Source organism: Dokdonia genika, assembly GCF_042652845.1.
GTDB classification, from domain to species: Bacteria; Bacteroidota; Bacteroidia; order Flavobacteriales; family Flavobacteriaceae; genus Dokdonia; species Dokdonia donghaensis.
This window is the reverse complement of sequence record NZ_JBHSHB010000008.1, coordinates 451,882-472,482: the sequence shown is the minus strand read 5'-3', so window position 1 is coordinate 472,482 and position 20,601 is coordinate 451,882. Positions and strand designations below refer to the sequence as shown.

Annotated in this window: 17 protein-coding genes; 7 read left to right on the top strand and 10 right to left on the bottom strand. The window is 39.2% G+C overall.

The features are described from left to right. Positions 1-78 precede the first annotated feature (78 nt). Positions 79-2,529, bottom strand: coding sequence for an endopeptidase La (gene lon / locus ACFO5T_RS06145; protein ID WP_021778569.1), 2,451 nt, complete (start codon positions 2,527-2,529; stop codon positions 79-81). A 343-nt stretch (positions 2,530-2,872) separates the two neighbouring features. On the opposite strand from lon, the gene ACFO5T_RS06140 reads away from it, so the two are divergent. The 4 genes from ACFO5T_RS06140 to ACFO5T_RS06125 are packed head-to-tail and all read left to right on the top strand — an operon-like array spanning position 2,873 to position 5,846. After that, positions 2,873-3,451 carry an RNA polymerase sigma factor gene (locus tag ACFO5T_RS06140; RefSeq protein ID WP_035325130.1) on the top strand — a complete coding sequence of 193 codons (579 nt, stop codon included), beginning with the start codon at positions 2,873-2,875 and terminating at the stop codon, positions 3,449-3,451. After that, positions 3,420-3,980 (top strand): hypothetical protein, encoded by a 561-nt coding sequence (locus ACFO5T_RS06135; RefSeq protein ID WP_375252587.1) that lies wholly within the window; start codon positions 3,420-3,422, stop codon positions 3,978-3,980. Before ACFO5T_RS06140 ends, ACFO5T_RS06135 begins: the two co-directional genes overlap by 32 nt. A 24-nt stretch (positions 3,981-4,004) precedes the next feature. Then, on the top strand, positions 4,005-5,093 hold the full coding sequence (locus tag ACFO5T_RS06130; RefSeq protein WP_375252588.1) for a hypothetical protein: 1,089 nt from the start codon (positions 4,005-4,007) through the stop codon (positions 5,091-5,093). Positions 5,094-5,120: 27 nt separating this feature from the next. After that, positions 5,121-5,846: a head GIN domain-containing protein gene (locus ACFO5T_RS06125; RefSeq protein ID WP_380032863.1), complete on the top strand. Its 726-nt coding sequence runs from the start codon at positions 5,121-5,123 to the stop codon at positions 5,844-5,846. 59 nt (positions 5,847-5,905) lie between these two features. Here ACFO5T_RS06125 and ACFO5T_RS06120 read toward each other — a convergent pair whose 3' ends face one another. The 9 genes from ACFO5T_RS06120 to ACFO5T_RS06080 all read right to left on the bottom strand — a co-directional run bounded on the left by ACFO5T_RS06120 (position 5,906) and on the right by ACFO5T_RS06080 (position 17,985). Beyond that, positions 5,906-6,745, bottom strand: coding sequence for a GIN domain-containing protein (locus tag ACFO5T_RS06120; RefSeq protein ID WP_380032861.1), 840 nt, complete (start codon positions 6,743-6,745; stop codon positions 5,906-5,908). A gap of 97 nt (positions 6,746-6,842) precedes the next feature. Then, a complete protein-coding gene (locus tag ACFO5T_RS06115) occupies positions 6,843-7,901 on the bottom strand; it encodes a hypothetical protein (RefSeq protein WP_380032859.1) in 1,059 nt (352 codons plus the stop codon). A gap of 66 nt (positions 7,902-7,967) precedes the next feature. Further along, entirely contained in the window at positions 7,968-8,402 is a 435-nt protein-coding gene (gene mscL, locus ACFO5T_RS06110; protein ID WP_035325136.1) for a large-conductance mechanosensitive channel protein MscL, read from the bottom strand. A gap of 114 nt (positions 8,403-8,516) precedes the next feature. Next, positions 8,517-9,824, bottom strand: coding sequence for an MFS transporter (locus ACFO5T_RS06105; RefSeq protein ID WP_380032857.1), 1,308 nt, complete (start codon positions 9,822-9,824; stop codon positions 8,517-8,519). Positions 9,825-9,887: 63 nt separating this feature from the next. Further along, positions 9,888-10,709, bottom strand: coding sequence for a M48 family metallopeptidase (locus ACFO5T_RS06100; RefSeq protein WP_021778560.1), 822 nt, complete (start codon positions 10,707-10,709; stop codon positions 9,888-9,890). 40 nt (positions 10,710-10,749) lie between these two features. Further along, positions 10,750-13,152 carry a glycoside hydrolase family 31 protein gene (locus ACFO5T_RS06095; RefSeq protein ID WP_380032855.1) on the bottom strand — a complete coding sequence of 801 codons (2,403 nt, stop codon included), beginning with the start codon at positions 13,150-13,152 and terminating at the stop codon, positions 10,750-10,752. Between the two features lie 171 nt (positions 13,153-13,323). Then, the gene (gene glgB / locus ACFO5T_RS06090; protein ID WP_375252593.1) at positions 13,324-15,240 is read right to left on the bottom strand and encodes a 1,4-alpha-glucan branching protein GlgB; all 1,917 of its coding nucleotides are present in this window, start codon (positions 15,238-15,240) and stop codon (positions 13,324-13,326) included. Next, on the bottom strand, positions 15,240-16,508 hold the full coding sequence (locus tag ACFO5T_RS06085; protein ID WP_375252594.1) for a glucose-1-phosphate adenylyltransferase: 1,269 nt from the start codon (positions 16,506-16,508) through the stop codon (positions 15,240-15,242). The genes glgB and ACFO5T_RS06085 overlap by 1 nt, the downstream gene beginning before the upstream one ends. 31 nt (positions 16,509-16,539) lie before the next feature. Beyond that, positions 16,540-17,985 carry a glycogen synthase gene (locus ACFO5T_RS06080; RefSeq protein WP_380032853.1) on the bottom strand — a complete coding sequence of 482 codons (1,446 nt, stop codon included), beginning with the start codon at positions 17,983-17,985 and terminating at the stop codon, positions 16,540-16,542. Between the two features lie 221 nt (positions 17,986-18,206). On the opposite strand from ACFO5T_RS06080, the gene msrB (ACFO5T_RS06075) reads away from it, so the two are divergent. The 3 genes from msrB (ACFO5T_RS06075) to lpdA all read left to right on the top strand — a co-directional run bounded on the left by msrB (ACFO5T_RS06075) (position 18,207) and on the right by lpdA (position 20,584). Beyond that, positions 18,207-18,686 carry a peptide-methionine (R)-S-oxide reductase MsrB gene (gene msrB / locus ACFO5T_RS06075; protein WP_038597101.1) on the top strand — a complete coding sequence of 160 codons (480 nt, stop codon included), beginning with the start codon at positions 18,207-18,209 and terminating at the stop codon, positions 18,684-18,686. Between the two features lie 5 nt (positions 18,687-18,691). Beyond that, positions 18,692-19,081 (top strand): peptide-methionine (R)-S-oxide reductase MsrB, encoded by a 390-nt coding sequence (gene msrB / locus ACFO5T_RS06070; RefSeq protein WP_021778554.1) that lies wholly within the window; start codon positions 18,692-18,694, stop codon positions 19,079-19,081. 126 nt (positions 19,082-19,207) lie between these two features. After that, positions 19,208-20,584: a dihydrolipoyl dehydrogenase gene (gene lpdA / locus ACFO5T_RS06065; RefSeq protein WP_380032850.1), complete on the top strand. Its 1,377-nt coding sequence runs from the start codon at positions 19,208-19,210 to the stop codon at positions 20,582-20,584. The last annotated feature ends 17 nt before the right edge of the window (positions 20,585-20,601 follow it).

Here is a 20,601-nt window from a genome sequence, read left to right as displayed (position 1 = left end):
TAAAAAAAGGGAACCTACATTTAGGTTCCCTTTTTTATTTACGCTTTCGCGAAAGCGGAATTATTTATAGTCTCAAGTTTATAACTTCTTTGCGTTTTTAACTTTTTGCTTAGTAAGAGCAAGTTCTAATACCTCACTCATATCTTTTACATAGTGGAAGGTAAGACCTTTTAAGTAATCTGGCTTTATCTCTTCTATGTCGCGACGGTTTTGCTCACAAAGTAAAATCTCTTTAATTTTTGCACGCTTTGCAGCAAGAATCTTTTCTTTGATTCCTCCTACTGGTAATACTTTACCACGCAGGGTTATCTCACCTGTCATTGCGATGCTCTTCTTGACTTTGCGTTGTGTAAATAATGATACTAGAGAGGTAAGCATTGTGATACCTGCACTAGGACCATCCTTAGGCGTTGCTCCTTCTGGCACGTGAATGTGTACGTTATAGCTGTCAAATATTTTTGAGTCTAGACCAAGAAGTTCTGCATTTGCTTTTATATACTCCATTGCAATGGTAGCACTCTCCTTCATCACCTTACCAAGGTTACCAGTGATAGATAGTGTTCCTTTTCCTTTTGATAAGGCAGACTCTATAAATAAAATATCACCACCTACACGTGTCCAAGCAAGACCTGTTACTACTCCAGCAACATCATTGTTTTCATACTTGTCACGCTCCATTCTAGGAGACCCTAAAACCTCTATGATGTCTTCGTTAGAGACTTTTACATTGTACTCCTCCTCCATTGCAAGATTTTTGGCACCGTAGCGCACCATCTTTGCAACTTGCTTCTCAAGACCACGTACTCCAGACTCACGAGTGTACCCCTCAACAATTTTTTCTAGTTGTGGCTTTGCAATCTTAAGCTGCTCTGGTGTCATACCGTGCTCCTTAAGTTGCTTAGGTAATAAGTGTCTCTTTGCAATCTCTGTCTTTTCTTCTATAGTATAACCCGTTACATTTATAATCTCCATACGATCGCGTAATGCTGGCTGTATGGTATTAAGGCTATTTGAAGTTGCGATAAACATTACCTTAGAAAGGTCAAACCCCATCTCAAGGAAGTTATCGTGAAACTCACTATTCTGCTCTGGGTCAAGTACCTCTAGTAATGCAGAAGATGGATCTCCCTGACTCCCCATACTTAACTTATCTATCTCATCTAGTACAAAGACTGGGTTACTTGTACCTGCCTTACGAAGGCTCTGTATGATACGACCCGGCATTGCTCCTATATAAGTCTTTCTGTGACCACGTATCTCAGACTCGTCACGCATACCACCTAGACTCATACGTATGTACTCTCGACCAAGTGCCTCGGCAACAGATTTACCTAGTGAGGTTTTACCCACTCCAGGAGGTCCGTAAAGACAGAGTATAGGTGACTTCATATCATTACGTAATTTTAATACTGCTAGGTATTCTATAATACGACGCTTTACATCATCAAGACCATAGTGATCACGGTCTAAGATTTTCATAGCACGTTTTAAATCAAATTTATCTTCACTAAACTCGTTCCAAGGAAGGTCTAAAAAGAGGTCAAGATAGTTGCGCTGTATACTATACTCCGCTACTTGAGGATTCATACGTTGCATTTTAGAAAGCTCTTTCTTAAAATGCTTTTCTACTTTTTCTCCCCATTTTTTTGTCTTTGCACGCTCGCGCATCTCTTCAAGATCATCCTCAGAGGTAGATCCTCCTAGTTCTTCTTGAATGGTCTTCATTTGCTGGTGCAAGAAGTACTCGCGCTGCTGCTGGCTCATATCATTTTGAACCTTGTTTTGGATATCATTTTTGAGTTCCAGCTTCTGGCGCTCCATATCCATAAACTTAAGCGTCTCGATAGCGCGTTTATGTAAATCGTTTATGTGAAGTAATTCCTGCTTCTCAGCCACCGTGAGATTCATATTAGAACTCACAAAGTTTATTAAGAAAGAATCGCTCTGTATGTTTTTTATTGCAAAAGATGCCTCAGATGGGATATTTGGCGAGTCTTGAATAATTTTAAGAGCAAGATCTTTTATAGAGTCTATCGCAGCCTTAAATTCTTGACTTCCTTTATCTGGACGTGTTTCTGGAAATTCTTTTATCGTGGCTCTTAAGTAAGGTTCGGTTTGAGTCACTTCATTAATCTCAAAGCGTTTTTTACCTTGTATGATTACGGTTACATTACCGTCAGGCATTTTAAGAACACGCAGTATACGTGCTACCACGCCTACTTTATTTATATCATCTGCCGTAGGGTTTTCTACAGACTCATCTTTTTGAGCCACTACTCCTACTACCTTTCCTCCTTTATTTGCCTCGTCTATAAGTTTTATAGAGGTGTCTCTTCCTGCCGAAATAGGAATCACAACTCCAGGAAAAAGTACCGTATTACGTAAAGGTAATATTGCTAGACTTTCTGGGAGCTCTTCATTATTAATCGCCTCCTCATCTTCTGGGGTCATTAACGGGATAAGCTCTGCATCTCCATCTATCTCTTGCAGTGACAATCTGTCTAATGTTGTAAATTTTGGTTTTGCCATATAATATATGTGCCACAATGTCGGGTATTGCTACACTCATTATGACTATCTAAGTATTACTATTCTATTAAAATCGGCGAGTGACGCTGTAATGTATGGTATATAGTCACTCACCATTACATTAAGTCAATTCTTATGCCAAGTGATGTACGCTTTCGCGAAAATGTAAACCACAACCCTTATCTTTCCTTATAATTATAGTAAAACCTTTGGCCGGAAGAACCATCTTTAGGGAGACTAGCCTGCTAGTGCTCAAAAGGAGAATCAAAAAAATAAAATAAATTTTTCACGAAAGTGTAACAACTTAAAAATTACCACATCTTTACTATAGAATTAACCAAAAGTGAATTTTACCAACCATCAAATAACCGATCTATTATCACTATGCCAGCAAGGTGAGCAGGGTGCACAAATGGAAGTTTATAATCGCTATTACAAGGCGATGTATAACACCTCATTGCGCATTGTAAAACACGAAGCAGAAGCAGAAGATATTATGCAAGAGTCCTTCTTAAGTGCTTTTACAAAACTAGACAGCTACAAGGGTGAGGCATCTTTTGGGAGTTGGTTAAAACGTATCGTTGTAAATAATAGCCTCAATGCTTACAATAAAAGTAAGCGACTAGATGAAACGTCTATAGATGACCATCTATATAAAATAGAAGACGATGCAGCTGGTGTAGCAGAGATGGATCTCTCTAGTGTACGTGCTCAAGAAGTGGTAAACGCAATGAGTGAATTAAAGGACAACTACAGACAGTCTCTGTCATTACATCTTATAGAGGGTTATGACTATGAAGAAATGAGTGAAATAATGAATGTAAGCTATGCAAACTGCAGAACGATGGTGTCAAGAGCAAAAGACAGCTTACGAAGAATTTTAAATAAAAATGAAAAAGGAACCTATAGATCAAGTATTTAAGCGCCTAGAAGGCAAGCTAGATACAGCTGCACCTAGTGCAGATCACAAAGCAAACTTTCTTGCAAAGTTACAGGCGCAAGCTGCTCCCGTAACTCCAGAGAAAGAAACTAAAGTCATAAAGTGGATGCGTCCTCTTTTTATAGCAGCGAGTATGCTCTTGCTTGCCGGAGTCATTTTTACTCAGTTCAACACGAGCTCGAGTGATAAAGAACTTGCAGATGTCTCACCAGAAATGCAAGAAACTCAAGACTTCTTTACAAAGACTATAGAACGAGAGCTTTTTGACATCAAAGAAAAGATGACTCCAGAAAACCAAGCTATGGTAGAAGATGCCATAAGCCAGCTGGAAGTGCTAGAGCAGCAATATGATAAACTTAAAATTGACCTTTCTGAGAGTGGTGAAGATAAGCGTGTGATCTACGCTATGATAGACAACTTCCAGAACCGCATTGACCTCCTACAAAATGTAGTAGAGCAAATGAAAGCCATCGAAGAATTAAGAAAAATTGAAAAAGCAGTAACTCTCTAGTTACTTAAATAATATACTATTACTATGAAAACAAAAATTACACACCTCCTACTCTTTGTACTCGCTATGCCTTTTATGGTAATGGCAAGTGACAACTACCCTAAAGGGAAATATACTAAGGAGAAAAGAATCAAAAAAGAATATAACGTTAATGCAGATGCAAAACTGGTTATAGATAACTCATACGGTAATGTAAATATGGTAAGCTGGAATGAAAACCGTATTGTCATAGAAGTGCTTGTAAAAACTAATGGAAATGATGAAGAGCGCGTGCAAGAAAAGCTAGATGAGATAGATGTACGTTTTGAAGGCTCTCCATCTTATGTAAGTGCTAAGACTAATTTTGAGAGAAGTAGCAGTCGCTCGTGGTGGAATAGCTGGAAAAACAATAATGTAAATATGGAAATTAACTACACCATAAAACTCCCAGCTACTAATATGATAGATATAAGCAATGATTACGGGGGTATAAGCCTTGACCGTCTTGAGGGCAATGCAAAAATAAACTGTGACTATGGTAAAATCACTATAGGCGAGTTACTTGCAGAGGATAACTACCTCAACTTTGACTACACAAAAAACAGTACCATCTCTTATATGAAAAGTGGCCGTATTAATGCAGACTACTCAAGCTTTATGTTAGAACGTGGTGGTGATATAGAACTCAATGCAGATTATACGAAGTCTGAATTTGGAAAAATTGAAAATCTCAACTACAACTGTGATTATGGATCTGTAAAAACAACAGAAAGTAATGACATTATAGGTCGTGGTGATTACCTCTCTGCAAAGATAGGAGTTGTACACGGTAACTTAAATATTAATGCAGATTATGGTAGTATACGTATAGAAGAACTTGCTGGTGATGCTGGTGATGTGGTGATACAAAGCGATTATACTGGCATAAAAGTGGGATACAGTCCTGCTTATGACTTTACCTTTAATATTAAACTTGAGTATGCAGGCTTGAGTGGTAAAGATGAACTTACTTTTAATGTAGAGCGTGTAGAATCTTCAGACAAATATTATGAAGGGTACAAAGGATCATCTTCTACTAACAACAACATAAACATCAACTCAGAGTATGGGGGTGTTACATTATTTAGAAACTAAATTCAATCATCAACTAAACAATCTATTATGAAAAAATTAATCACACTCAGCTTAGTCCTTTTAGCAAGTACTCAAATACACGCACAATGGTGGGGAAAAAGCGTAAAAGGTAATGGCGAACTAGAAACTATAACTCGTAACGTAGGTGACTATGATGAGATAAGTGTTGCTGGCTTTTTTGACGTGACACTTGTTGCCGGTAATGAAGGAGAAATTACTATTGAAGGAGAGAGTAACCTACTTGAATACATTGAGACCGAAGTAAATGGTGACAGACTTACTATCAAGGTAAAAAATAAGCAAAACCTAAAAACGAGCTGGGGAAAAGACATTAAAATACGCGTACCTTTTAGAGATTTAAACCAAGTATCATTATCTGGATCTGGCGAGATTATGAGTACAGATGTTATAAAGGCGAATAACTTTAGAGTTTCTGTATCTGGATCTGGTGATATAAATCTTGTAGTAGAAGCTAGCAGCACAGAGAGTCGTGTTACTGGATCTGGTGATTTGGTATTACGAGGTAGCACAAGAGATCACGAGACAAGTGTAACGGGATCTGGAGATCTTGAAGCAGGACGCTTTAAAGCAGATAATGTAGATGCAAAGGTTACAGGGTCTGGAGATATAAGAGTAAGTTGTGAGAAGAGCATACGCGCTAGAGTAACAGGATCTGGAGATATAGAATATGTAGGTAACCCTACAAAGCAAGACACAAAGGTTTCTGGATCTGGAGATATCTCTAGAGGATAAAACTATTGCCCCAAATACAATAAAAGCCCTCTTGCGAGGGCTTTTTTACCTATAACATATTATAGTTCTTTCTTAAGTAGTCTCGCGGTACCAGAAAATCGTTCTACTATAATTTTTGGCTCGCCATAAAGTTGTACCATACTCTTATCTGAAAGGTCAAGTGTTACCTTCTCATCTACACTTAGCGTCACGCTACCGCTTTCTCTTCCTACTATCTGCACTATGTCTGCATCAAAGGAGAGTCCTTTACATTGAGCGGTTTGATTTACTGTAAAAGTAGCTTCACTAGCATTTCCTGTAAACGCTATATCAGATCTTCCTGAAGCAATTATTGAGAGTTTTACGGTGTTTATATCCGCTTTCGCGAAAGCGTTATCACTTAAATTCACACGTATATCGTCTCCAGTGTAATCTATCTCAAACTTTGAGTTGCCGTTTGCCATAATATCTGCCTCTCTCGTTTTGAGCTCACCGTTGAAACGACTTCCATCTAGAAAACTACCCGTAAACATATCTCCCTCTATGGCTGTAGATACAAAGGCACTACTTTTTGAATCTAAACTTACAGCGCTCAGTGCTGTATATCGCACAGTAATGTTAAGTCTTTTTGCACTACGTATATCCTTGCGGGTTGAGACCACAAGTAGACTATCTTTAATGTCAAAATCTATAAGTTCAACTAGGTTATCATCCATCTCTAGGTCATAACCGGTTTGAGAATCTGCCATAAGTGTCACCTCTAGACCATCTGTCACCTTGATTGCGGTAAAGCCATCTAGTCTCTCAGAAACATCTATGACATTACGACTACCTTTTACTCGCTCGCGTTGTGCAGCGACACTTGTAGTTACAACTAGAAGTATTGCAACCCCAAAACTCTTTATATATCTATTCTTCATATAATTAAAAGTACAATAAATGAGCCATCCTTAATAACCGCACATAAAAAAAGCATCTGGTTACAGATGCTCTTTAAAAATATGTCGTTTATGGATACTAATAAGCAATATTAATAACTCCATCTACCGTAAATACTTCTTCGTTATCTGGGTTTGTAAATGCTCCAGAAAAGGTTCCTACGATTATAGTACCATCGTTTGCCGTAATTGTATTAATAAAAGGTGATGTTCCTCCAGGTGCTGCAGTAAGTACTACACCATCTATAGTAATAATTGTGTTTTGCATCACATTATCTCCAGTTTGTTGTAATACAATATCAAAAGTGAAGGTGTCGCCAGTATCTGTATCTGTTGCTACAACGCTTAATAGAGAACCATCTATAGTTACTACTGCATTATCAAAGTTTGTAAACGTTCCTCCTATAGTTCCATACACCGGTCCATCATCTTCTGGTGGGTTACAATCCCCTAGCTCTTGAACAATTGCATCTAGACTTCCGTCTGGATCTCCACAAGCTGTAATCTGTTCCTGCAGTGCAAATGAGTAATCTGCGCAGGCAGCCGTATAAGCATCACTATCTTGAGGGTCTACTGCGTTAAATATTTCTTGAGCTTCTGCTGTTGCAATTTCGGCAGCGGCACAATCTCCACCACAGTTAAGACTATCTATAGTTGCTTGTAAACTACCATTTGCATCTCCGCACGCTTCTATTTGTGCACTTAACGCGGCACTATATGCGAGACATAACTGCTCTTCATTTTCTTCTGTAGCATTGTTAAGTGCCTCCAGCGCTGCCTCTGTAGCTAGCTCTGCTTGTAAGCACGGGTCTGGTGTTGTACAGTCGCCTAGCGTAGTAAGTATGGATTGTAGCTCTCCAGAACTATCACCGCATATTTCTATAGTTGCCTCAAGTGCAAGCGCATAGGTCGTACAGGCCTGTGTATAATTTGCTTCAGAAGATGAAGCAAATACTGCTTGTGAAGTTTGCAATACATCAAATGCTGTTTCACACGTATCACTATCTGGATCTGTCTCTCCAGGCTCAGAACCATCTCCAGTTACAGAAAACTCGCCCTCTAGTTGTTCATCATCACAAGAGATTACTGTGACTGAGGCTAGCATTATAAATAAGAGTAGGTAGTGTAGCTTTTTCATCGATGTAGGATTTTGTGAACCTTAAACGCAAACATAAACATTTTATTGGACTGTTATACAAGCAATTTATGACTCCTTATGTGATCTAAGAATCTTGTTTTGCTCTTGCATTAAGTGTTCAATATTTGCTAAGAGTTCAATGTTTTTTGGTGTTTTTTCTTCCGTATTTTTTGGGTCCTCAGATTTTTCTTTAAATCTGTTAATCCCTTTTATGACTATAAATATAGTCAAAGCTATGATAACAAAATCTATCCCCACCTCTATGAGCTCACCATAGCCTATCGCAACAACATCTGCCTCATTTTCGGCGTCTCGTAAAATGTACTTACGCTCTCGTAGGTTTATGCCATCGGTAAGTAAAGAAAGTGGTGGCATTACCACCTTTTTTACAATGGTATTTACCACATTATTAAAAGCAGTACCTATGATGATACCCACTGCCATATCTACCATATTACCTTTTACGGCAAAATCTTTAAATTCTTGTATAAAACTCTTCATAGTATATAAATATTAGAAAAACGCTTCAAGCCATTCTAGACCGTTTAATAAACAGATTAATTGCTTGCAAAGATTGTTTTGTTGTACGCTTTCGCGAAAGCGGAAACCTTATGTTTATTTATTCTCTTTTGGGACTCTGTACAGAAGCACTACTCCTACTGCAAAAAACAGTATAAGAAATACAATAGAGTAACGCATACTACCGGTGATCTCTTCTATAAAACCATATAAGAACATCCCGATGATGATCCCTATTTTTTCGGCAACGTCATAAAAGCTAAAGTATGATGTTGTGTCTTCTGTCTCTGGTAAAAACTTTGCATACGTAGACCTCGAGAGTGATTGTATACCACCCATTACTAAACCTACAAAACCGGCAGTAATATAAAACTGGAAGGGCGTATATACAAAGTATGCCCAGGCACAAATTACAATCCAGATCACATTAATAATGACCAGTGCTTTTATGTTACCCACACGTGCCGAAAGTTTTGAAGTAAGTATGGCACCCAGCACTGCCACAAGTTGTATTAAAAGTATACTTACAATTAATCCCGTCGTGCGCTCACTATCACTCCCCCACTCTAGTTCTTGCTCCCCAAAATATGCTGCAGCAAGCATCACTGTCTGTACCGCCATACTGTATACAAAGAAGGCAATAAGATATTTTTTAAGACGTAGCTGGTCTTGCATAGAAGACCAAATGGCTCTTAGCTCCTTAAAGCCATTAAAGAACACATCTTTGGTAAGTTTTCCTTGCGCTTGATTTCCTTGAGGTAAATAAGCATACGTATACTGGCTAAAACCTATCCACCAGACACCAGTAAGCACAAAAGATAGTCGTGTAGGGAAACCTTCATCTTCAAAACCAAATGTTTCATACCCAAGTATCATTACTAAACAAGCTATAAGTAGCAACACACTCCCTATGTAGCCTAGGGAATACCCTTTTGCACTTATCTTATCGTGTTGTTCTGGATAGGCTATATCTGGCAAGTATGAATTATAAAAAACGAGACTCCCCCAGAAACCTATAAGTCCCAGGGCATATAACGTAAGGCTCAGGTATATATGCTCAAGGCTAAACCAGTACAAACCTATTGTAGATAAAGCTCCTAGATAGCAGAAGAGTTTTAAAAAGAACTTTTTGTTACCCAGATAATCTGCCACACCAGAGAGTATGGGAGATATGATAGCCACGACTAAAAATGCAATAGCAGTGGTATAAAATATAAGCGGACTACGACGTAACATCATCCCAAAAACCTCAATTTCTTCTATACCTGCTCCTCTAAAAAGTGCACCATAAAACAAAGGGAATATAGCAGATGCAATGACAAGACTGTATGTAGAGTTTGCCCAGTCATAAAACGCCCAAGCGTTTAATAACTTCTTATCGCCTTTTTTGAGTTGTTCTTTCATAGCACTAAAATAAAAAAGCTGTGCGAGTGCACAGCTTTTTAAACTATATATTATTGTAAATTCTTATTTGAAACTTGTCACTCCAAACTTTGCTGCCTCTGCTCTTGCCATAGGCGCTTTTGCAGTGAGGTTTGCAATACGCGAGTCTGATGATGGGTGCGTGCTTAATATTTGTGGTGGTGCTTGACCTCCACTAGCAGCTTTCATACGTTTCCATAACTCTGCAGCCTCATCTGGGTTGTAACCTGCTATTGCAGCAATTACAATACCTATCTCGTCTGCCTGTGTCTCGTGACTACGTGAAAAAGGAAGCATACCCCCTACTTGTGAACCTACACCGTACAGTTGCATTATCTGTTGTTGCTTGCTTTGCTCTTGCCCACTTACTGCTACTGCAGTGGCTACGGCACCAAATTGCTGTAACTGTGCAGCACTCATACGCTGTGCACCGTGATCTGCAAGTGCGTGAGCAAGCTCGTGCCCCATAACCATTGCAAGACCTGTTTCAGACTGTGTGATAGGTAATATACCTGTATACACTACAATTTTCCCACCTGGCATACACCACGCATTTACAGCCTCGTCTTTTACTAGGTTATATTCCCAGCGATAATCTTGTAAATAACCTGGCTCTCCCAGAGCTGTAAGGTAACGCTCTGCAGCTACAGCAATTTTCTCACCTACACTCTTTACCATATTTGCATCTGCCGTACCGGTAATAACATTATTTTCTGAAAGAAAGGCATCATATTGTTGAAAAGCCATCGGAAATAGCTGATCGTTACTTACAAAGTTAAGTGTCTTTTTTCCTGTAAAAGGGCTCGTCTTACAAGCACATACTAAGAGTACGGTCATTATAAGAACAAATGTATTTTTAAGTTTCATTGTAATAAGGTTTGATATTATTTATAAAAATACAGAAATGTTAAATACCACTTAGATGAAGCTCTGTGAAATCTTTCTTAATGATTAAAGCACAAGCTTTCGGGTCAAACTGCACATCTTCCATAGAAATTACTTCATTATCTAACTCTATAGTCGTAATTTCAAAAGGTAGACCTATTAAATGTATTCGAAAAGTGTCATAAGTAGTGATAAAGTCACCACGCTTGTGTTGCTGTATAATCCAGTCTTTTTCTCTACCTACCATTTTAAAAGTGCGGTAACTGTAACGATCTTTTTTATAATCGTACCCATCTTGAGCATCTTCATATAATTTTGAAGCATTTTTACCAAGACCGTAATATACCTCAAGTTCTACTTGCTCTATCTCAAGCTCACCTACATATTGCTGGATAGGGTACTTAGGTAAGATAGTTCCTTCTTTTACAAACATTGGGATTTCATCTATATCTGCATCTACCCATTGCTCCTTACCTCCTTTTACAGGAGTTTTTGTCCAGTAATTATACCATTCTCCTCTAGGCACGTACATACGTCTACCTTTTGCATTAGGTTCTAAAATAGGACATACAAGGATGTGATGCCCAAAGATAAACTCATCTGTACGATAGTGCGTTTGTGCATCTTCTTGATCAAAATATACAAGAGGCTTTAGTAGAGGGGTCCCCTTCTTTATATACTCATAAAACATTGTATATAAATAGGGTAGTAACCTATATCGTAAGCTTATAAACTTACGTGCAATGTCTGTCACACCCTCATCAAAAGTCCAAGGCTCTTGATCACCGTGATGACCAGAAGAGTGTGTTCTACAAAATGGATGAAAAACACCTAGCTGTATCCATCTTGCATATAACTCGCCTGTAGGCTGCTCTGCAAAGCCTCCTATATCCGTTCCGGTAAAGCTCATACCAGAGATACACATACGCTGTACCTGTATATTTGCTACCCATAGGTGCTCCCAGCTTGCGATATTATCTCCCGTCCAGCTACTTGTGTAGCGCTGCGCGCCAGAGTAAGCAGATCGTGTGATTACAAATGGTCTCTTAGGGTAGGCAAATTTCTTAACACCCTCATAAGTGGCTCTCGCCATCTGTGTACCATAAATGTTATGTGCTTTATTATGACTACAAGGGTGCCCATCATAGTTATGTCTCACATCTGCAGGAAAGGTTTTTCCTGGAACCTCCATCACTGCAGGCTCGTTCATATCATTCCACACACCTTTTACACCTACTTCTTGTATGAGTTCTTTAAATAATCCAGCCCACCAGTCACGTACTTCAGGATTTGTATAATCTGGGAAGTTACATTCACCTGGCCATACCTTACCTTTCATATAAGGACCATCTGCACGTTTACAGAAATAGTCATTTTCTATCCCTTCTTGATACACCCAGTAATCTTTGTCTATCTTAATACCTGGGTCTATAATAACAACTGTTTTAAAGCCGTCATCTGCAAGCTCCTTTACCATACGTTTTGGATCTGGAAAGTAGTCTTTGTTCCAAGTAAAACATCTCCAGCCGTCCATATAATCGATATCTAGATAAATACCATCACAAGGTATTTTTAGTTCTCTAAACTTATTTGCTACCTCCTTTACATTACTTTCTGGAAAATAACTCCACTTACACTGGTGATAACCCAGTGCCCATAATGGTGGTAGCTCTGGCACTCCTGTTAGGTTAGTATAACTACCTACAACATCTGCCATTTCTGGACCATAAATAAAGTAGTAATTCATCTCACCACCTTGTGCCCAGAAGCTTGTAACACCCATACGCTCTTGACAGAAGTCAAAAAACGTTTTAAACGTATTATCAAAAAATATCCCGTAAGCCCTCTTTTGAGTAAGACCTATATAAAAAGGAACCGACTTATAAATAGGATCTTGATCCTTGCCAAAGGCATACTGGTCTGTCGCCCAGTTGTGCACTCTCTTTCCTCTTAAGTTTGAGTGCATAGGCTTATCACCCAGCCCATAATAGGACTCTGCGTGTTGTGCCTTTTTACTCATTTTTACAATATTCCCTCCGTATTCAAAGCTCTCCTCAAAGTGAAAACCTAACTCATCTTCATTTATAAGATTACCTTCTATGTCAAATATGGAAGTTTGTAAACTATTTTTTTCTATCCTTATTTTGAGCTTTGCAGTATGCACAAAATAATAAGCATCATCTTCCTCAAGCTCGAGGTGGTTGTACCCTCTTATACCATCTTCATCTATCGCATAAGAGAAGTCTGGCTCAAAGACACCACCTGTTCCAAAACGAAATCTAATCACACTGTCACGCAATACCGTGAGCTGGAGAATTACTTCATTTTCGGTTGTAAAATATAATATATCTGCATCCTTTTTAAAATCAACGACTTTATTTGGAAACTGGTTGCCTTTTTGCTGCAACTCTGTATTTGTAATCATATTTCTAAAATTTGGAGATTTCAAAATAAGGTTAACTCTTTGAGTTACCTCGCTAATACTTAAATACTTATTAACTCTAACGTTTTCGTACTATAATAAGCTACGTTGATTTCCGCTTTCGCGAAAATTATATCACATTCAATCTCTTTTAACCCTATTATTATGGCATTATTAATCTGCCTTTAATTCAAAAATCACTCCCGATAAGGGCGGTACTGTAATAGATGTACTATGTGTTTTTCCGTTCCAGCCTTCGTTTATAACAGTTAGGTCTACATTTTTATAAGCCCCTGTACCCGAAAACTCTAACGCGTCGCTATTGAAAATTTCGCGAAAGCGTCCAAAAAATGGTACTCCAATGCGGTAATCTTCTCTCGGTACTGGTGTCATATTAAACACGCACACAATCACCGTTTTTGGGTCGTTACCCTTACGTATGTAACTTAGTACGGCATTCTTACTATCATCGTGAGCAATCCACTCAAAACCTGCGGGATCAAACTGCTTTTCGTACAGTGTAGGTGTACTTGTATACAATCCGTTTATAGCAGCAAAAGCCTTTTGCATATTGCTGTGTATTTCATAATCTAGCACATACCAGTCTAACTGATCTTGAAAATTCCACTCTGTACCTTGTCCCAACTCGCTCCCCATAAAGAGTAACTTTGCTCCTGGATGAGTATACATATATGTGTAGAGTAATCTAAGGTTTGCAAAGCGTTGCCACTCATCACCAGGCATTCGACCTAATATAGAACCCTTGCCGTATACAACCTCATCGTGTGATAATGGTAGCATAAAGTTTTCTGTAAAACCATAAGTCATTGAGAAGGAAATCTCATTGTGATGGTGATTTCTGTAAATAGCATCTCTCTTAAAGTAGTTAAGTGTATCGTGCATCCACCCCATCATCCACTTCATACCAAAGCCTAAGCCTCCGGAAAAGACAGGCTTGCTCACCATAGGAAAACTGGTAGACTCCTCTGCTATAATCTGGATATCTGGAAAAGCACCGTAAAGCGCCTCGTTGAGTTCTTTTAGTAAAGAGATAACGGCTAGGTTTTCTCTACCTCCTTGATCATTAGGTTCCCACTCTCCATCTTCTCTACTATAATCTAGATATAGCATAGATGCCACTGCATCTACCCTGAGCCCATCTACGTGGTATTGCTCTAGCCAGAACATTGCGTTACTTATGAGAAAACTACGTACCTCGTTGCGTTCATAATTAAAGATGAGTGATTTCCAGTCTTGATGATATCCTTTCTTTCTATCTGGATGCTCGTAACAGGCTGTCCCGTCAAAGTTACCCAGCCCGTGTGGATCTTCTGGAAAATGTGATGGCACCCAGTCTAAAATTACGCCTATATCACTTGCGTGCAAGGCATCAATGAGTGTCATTAATTCCTCTGGATATCCAAATCTTGAGGTAGGTGCAAAATAACCAGTTACCTGATATCCCCAGCTAGGGTCATATGGATACTCCATAATAGGCATAAACTCTACGTGAGTAAAATTTAGCTTTTTTACATAGTCTACAAGTGTTGTTGCTAGCTCTGAGTAACTCAGGCTGCGATTACCCTCTTCTTGCTTGCGACGCCAGGAGCCCAGGTGTAGCTCATAAACAGAAATAGGCGCATCTAGGCCGTTGTGTTTATGACGCTTATCCATCCACTTTTTATCTTTCCAGGTGTGGCTTGTTTTATAAACTACAGATGCTGTTTGTGGAGGGTGCTCTGCTCTACGTGCATAAGGATCTGCCTTTTCTGTCACGACACCGTTGTGCGTAGCGTGAATTTTATATTTGTATAACTCTCCGTGGCCGATATCTGGTATAAAGCCTTCCCAAATACCACTACTATCCCATCGCACGTTAAGCTTATGCTCTCCATCTTGCCAGTGATTAAAATTTCCTACTACAGATACTTGTTGAGCACTAGGTGCCCATACTGCAAAGTAGGTTCCCTTTACACCCGCTCGCTCGCAAATGTGGCTTCCCAGTTTTTCATATAGTTTATAATGCTTGCCTGATTTAAAAAGATTAATATCAAAATCTGTAAGTAAGCTATGTGCTAGTACCTTGCTCATTAAATAATAGTTCCAGAAGGTATGGTAGCCCCATTTCTAATCACAACAATACCGTCACGTACTACGTAAGTATCTGTCTCAATGTCTTCAAGGTGCTTACCACCAGTGATGCGCACATCGTCACCTATTTTTGCGTTTTTATCTACAATACAATTGGTAAGAAAGCAGCGATCACCTATTCCTACGTGAGGTACTCCCTTTGCTCTGGCTTGATTTATTTCTTCTAGGTCTAAAAATCTATTACTTCCCATCACATAACAACTTTCTAAAACAGTGCCTTTTCCTATACGTGATCGTATACCTATAATAGAGTTCTCAATACGGCTGCCGTGCACGATACTCCCTTCTGCTACGATAGATTTTTCAAGTGTAGTTCCAGAGATTTTTGTGGGAGGTAATACACGAGGTCGTGTAAGGATGTTTTGCCCTTTGTTAAATAAATTAAACTTTGGTAAATCTGATGTGAGATCAATATTTGCTTCAAAAAATGAATCTATATTTCCTATATCTGTCCAGTATCCCTCGTAAGCATAACTTAACACCTTGTGATTCTCTATAGACTGAGGAATGATTTCTTTACCAAAATCATTTGTATCTGTTCCCTCTAGCAACTCGATAAGCAAATCCTTATTAAAGATATAAATACCCATAGAGGCAAGGTAGTGTTTACCTTGTGCTGCCATAGCATCTGAGACTGGTGACTCCCAGTCTGGAAGTAAATCTGCAGATGGTTTTTCTATAAAGGATGTTATCGTATTATCTTCGGCGGTTTTGAGAATCCCAAAAGAAGTAGCATCTTTTGCATTAACAGGTAGGGATGCGATACTAATCTTTGCATCTGCTTCTATATGCGCCTCAAGCATAGCATTAAAATCCATCTGGTACAGCTGGTCACCAGAGAGTATCATTATATACTCAGACTCGTACCCTTTAAAATGGTGTAAACTTTGCCTTACCGCATCTGCAGTACCTTGAAACCAACCTTTATTATGCGGTGTTTGCTCTGCTGCAAGTATATCTACAAAAGCCTCAGAAAAGTAAGAAAACTGATAGGTATGTTTGATATGCTTATTAAGCGAGGCAGAGTTAAACTGCGTGAGCACAAACATTCTCTTTATATTAGAATTTATACAGTTTGAGATAGGGATATCTACAAGGCGATACTTCCCAGCAATAGGCACGGCAGGTTTTGAACGCTCTGCTGTGAGTGGATATAGTCTTGTTCCTTGACCGCCTCCTAATATAATGGCTACTACTTTTTTATTCATTTCTAATCGTTTTTTGAGGTTGGATTACTTGCTATTTTTTTATTGACTTGCCTGTTTTTACTGCTACTGGCTTAGGTTGTAATTCTTCATAGAGAGTCACATAAGTTCCTGCTGTATTCTCCCAGCTATGATCTATCTCCATCATTTGTTTTTGATTTGTTTTAAACTGTTTCTCTTCTCTAAAAAACACTTCGGCTCTGCCTATACTATAAACAATATCAAACACAGAAGTCTGGTCGTGGCATAGACCGTGACCACCATCTCCTATATCTACCACTGTATCTTTAAGCCCTCCGGTACGTCTTAAAATGGGTACACATCCATAACGCAAGCTATAAAGCTGGTTAAGACCACAAGGCTCTACTCTACTAGGCATTAAGAGAAAATCTGCTCCGGCATAGACCTGGTGTGACATACGCTCCTCATACCCTATATGGGCATTAAACCTTCCCTTATGGGTGAATTTTAATTGTTCTAACTGTCCCTCAATATCTGATGCTCCACTACCTAGTAAAATGATGTTTATGTCATACTCATTGAGCGCTTGCTCTATAGCTTCTGGAAGCAAGTCTGCTCCTTTTTCCCATACAAGCCTGCCTATAAAACCAAAAAGCGGTTTTGAGGCATCAAGTCCAAACTCTTCACATAAAGCTTCTTTATTTGCTTTTCTGCCAGCAGCTCTTGATCTAATGGTAAAATTTTTAACTAAATATTCGTCTGTTTTAGGATTCCAAGTTTCGGTATCTATGCCATTGAGAATACCTACGCATTTTTGAGACTCGCTTCTTAGTAAACCTTCCAGTCCATTTGCCTGCTCTTTTAATTCTTCCATATATGATGGAGAAACCGTGTTTACTCTCCAGGCGCATTTTATCGCAGCGGCCAGAGGATTAATCTGTCCATACCAGTCGAGGAGTCCGTACCTGCTTTCGCGAAAGCGTGGTAACATCGCAACACCGCTTTTATCAAAATTACCTTGATACTGGGCATTGTGTATGGAGAGTACTGTAGGGACAGACATTAACTTGTCAAACTCTGGACAATACTGCATCATAAACGGGATAAAACCTGTGTGATGATCGTGACAGTGTACTACTTCTGGTAAGGTCTCAAAGGTGAGTATCCATTGCAAAGCCACACGCTGAAAAGCGATAAAACGCAGCGCATCATCTTGATGACCATACACGCCAGCCCTATCTGTAAGGCCTTGCACGCGTATCACAAATAGCGGGAAGCCCAACTCATTATCTACATCTATAACTTCTGCTAGGTACGTTGTGCCATCTACTACAAGTTGGTGCGTAAAAACCACTCTACCGGTAGCGCGCTCTACCCACGTTGTTTTGTAATAAGGCATAATAACGGCAGCCTTATGGCCTATGCGGTTTTGATATTTTGGCAGTGCTCCCACAACATCTGCCAGACCTCCTACTTTTGCAACAGGATGACACTCGGCGCTTATGTGAAGTATTTTCATAGAGAGATTGTTAGTAATAGTCTTGTTAAATTTAACGTAAGTATTTAATCTACAGGCATCCTTTGCAATAAAATATGGTTAAATACGTCAATCTTTTGCTATTTCTGCGCTTTCGCGAAAGCGTACACCCTCACAGTTACATTTAAGGGATGTAATTTTCTGAGTTCATTAACGACTCACTTTATAGCTTTACAGTAACTTTACATAAAAAAGAACATACAATGAAAAAGGTATTTATTTTAATGGCATTTGCAGCACTATTTACCAGTTGCAAGGGATCTGCTCAAGAGACTAAAAAAGAAACTTTTGAGGTAACAAAAACAGATGCTGAGTGGAAAGCGCAACTCACCCAAGAGCAATATTATGTGCTACGCCAGGCGGGTACAGAGCGACCAGGATCTAGCCCACTTAACTATATAAAGGAGGCAGGTACCTTTCACTGTGCTGGTTGTGATACACCACTTTTTAAAACAGCACATAAATTTGACAGTGGTACAGGCTGGCCTAGTTTTGATAGAGGTATAGAAGGTAACATAGCTTACAGTACAGACCGCAATCTAGGGTATACCAGAACAGAAGAGCATTGTGCAACTTGTGGAGGTCACTTAGGTCACGTTTTTAACGATGGTCCAAAAGCAACTACCGGAAAAAGACACTGTATAAACGGTGATGCACTTGTATTTGTACCATCTTCAAAATAAGAATAATGGCATATTCTATACAAAAAACCGAAGCAGAGTGGCTTGAAGAATTAGGTCCAGAACGTTATAAAATATTACGAGAGAAGGGCACAGAACGTCCTTTTACCGGCACCTATAATTTACATAATGAAGAAGGTGCCTATCACTGTGGTGCTTGTGACCAGAAGCTATTTGAAAGTGCAAGTAAATTTGACAGTGGTTGTGGGTGGCCTAGCTTTGATGAGTCTATACCTGGTACGGTAGAGTATGTACGTGATACCACACACGGTATGATACGTACAGAGATATTATGCTCAAACTGTGGTTCACACCTAGGTCACGTTTTTGACGATGGACCTACAGCTAGCGGGCAGCGCTATTGTGTAAACTCTTTAAGCATAGATTTTGAAAAATAGCACTCTAAGTAAATGAACTTAAATTAATAAAAAACCGAAGGTTAGAGCTTCGGTTTTTGTGTTTTATATATGACGGGATAATCCGTATTTTTGATCTCCAATAATTAGACTTAAAAAATTCTAGATATGAGCAAATATGATGTAATCGTTTTAGGAAGTGGTCCAGGCGGATATGTAACAGCAATACGTGCAAGCCAGTTAGGCTTAAAAACAGCGGTTGTTGAAAAAGAAAGCCTAGGAGGCGTTTGTTTGAACTGGGGATGTATCCCTACAAAAGCACTTCTTAAAAGTGCTCAAGTTTTTGAATACCTAAACCACGCAGAAGATTATGGTCTTAAGGCTACAGGTGTAGATAAAGACTTTACCGCAGTTGTAAAACGTAGTCGTGGTGTTGCAGAGGGAATGAGCAAAGGTGTTCAGTTCTTAATGAAGAAAAATAAAATAGACGTCATCAATGGTTTTGGAAAAATAAAGCCAGGTAAAAAGATAGATGTAGACGGTAAAGAATATAGCGCAGACCATATTATTATCGCAACGGGAGCTCGCTCACGTGAGTTACCTAACCTTAAACAAGATGGTGAGACGGTAATAGGATACCGCGAGGCAATGACACTTAAGGAGCAACCTAAATCTATGATTGTTGTAGGTTCTGGAGCCATAGGGGTTGAGTTTGCAAGCTTTTACAACTCAATGGGAACAGAGGTTACCATTGTAGAGTATATGCCTCACGTTGTACCAGTAGAGGATGAGGATGTTTCAAAACAATTTGAACGCTCTCTTAAAAAAGCGGGTGTAAAAGTAATGACAGGATCATCTGTAGAGAGGGTAGAAAAAACTAAATCTGGAGTAAAAGCAACTGTAAAGACTAAAAAAGGAGAAGAAACGCTAGAGGCAGATATCGTTCTTAGTGCTGTAGGTATTAAAACTAATATCGAAAACATAGGGCTAGAAGATGTAGGTATCGTTACAGATAAAGATAAAATCATTGTAAACGACTGGTACCAGACTAATATGCCAGGTTACTACGCGATAGGTGATGTAACACCTGGACCTGCACTCGCACACGTTGCCTCTGCAGAAGGGATTACTTGTGTTGAAAAAATCGCAGGTATGCACGCCGAAAAAATAGACTACTCAAACATCCCAGGATGTACTTATGCATCACCAGAGATTGCATCTGTAGGTATGACAGAAAAGCAAGCAAAAGAAGCTGGTTATGAACTTAAAGTGGGTAAATTCCCATTCTCTGCTTCTGGTAAAGCAAGCGCTTCTGGTGCAAAAGATGGGTTTGTAAAAGTAATCTTTGACGCAAAGTACGGAGAGTGGCTAGGATGCCATATGATAGGAGCTGGTGTAACAGATATGATTGCAGAGGCTGTACTAGGTCGTAAACTAGAAACTACAGGTCACGAAGTACTTAAAACCATTCACCCACACCCTACTATGAGTGAGGCCGTGATGGAAGCCGTGGCAGATGCTTATGATGAAGTAATTCACCTATAAGCCACTTATATTTTAAC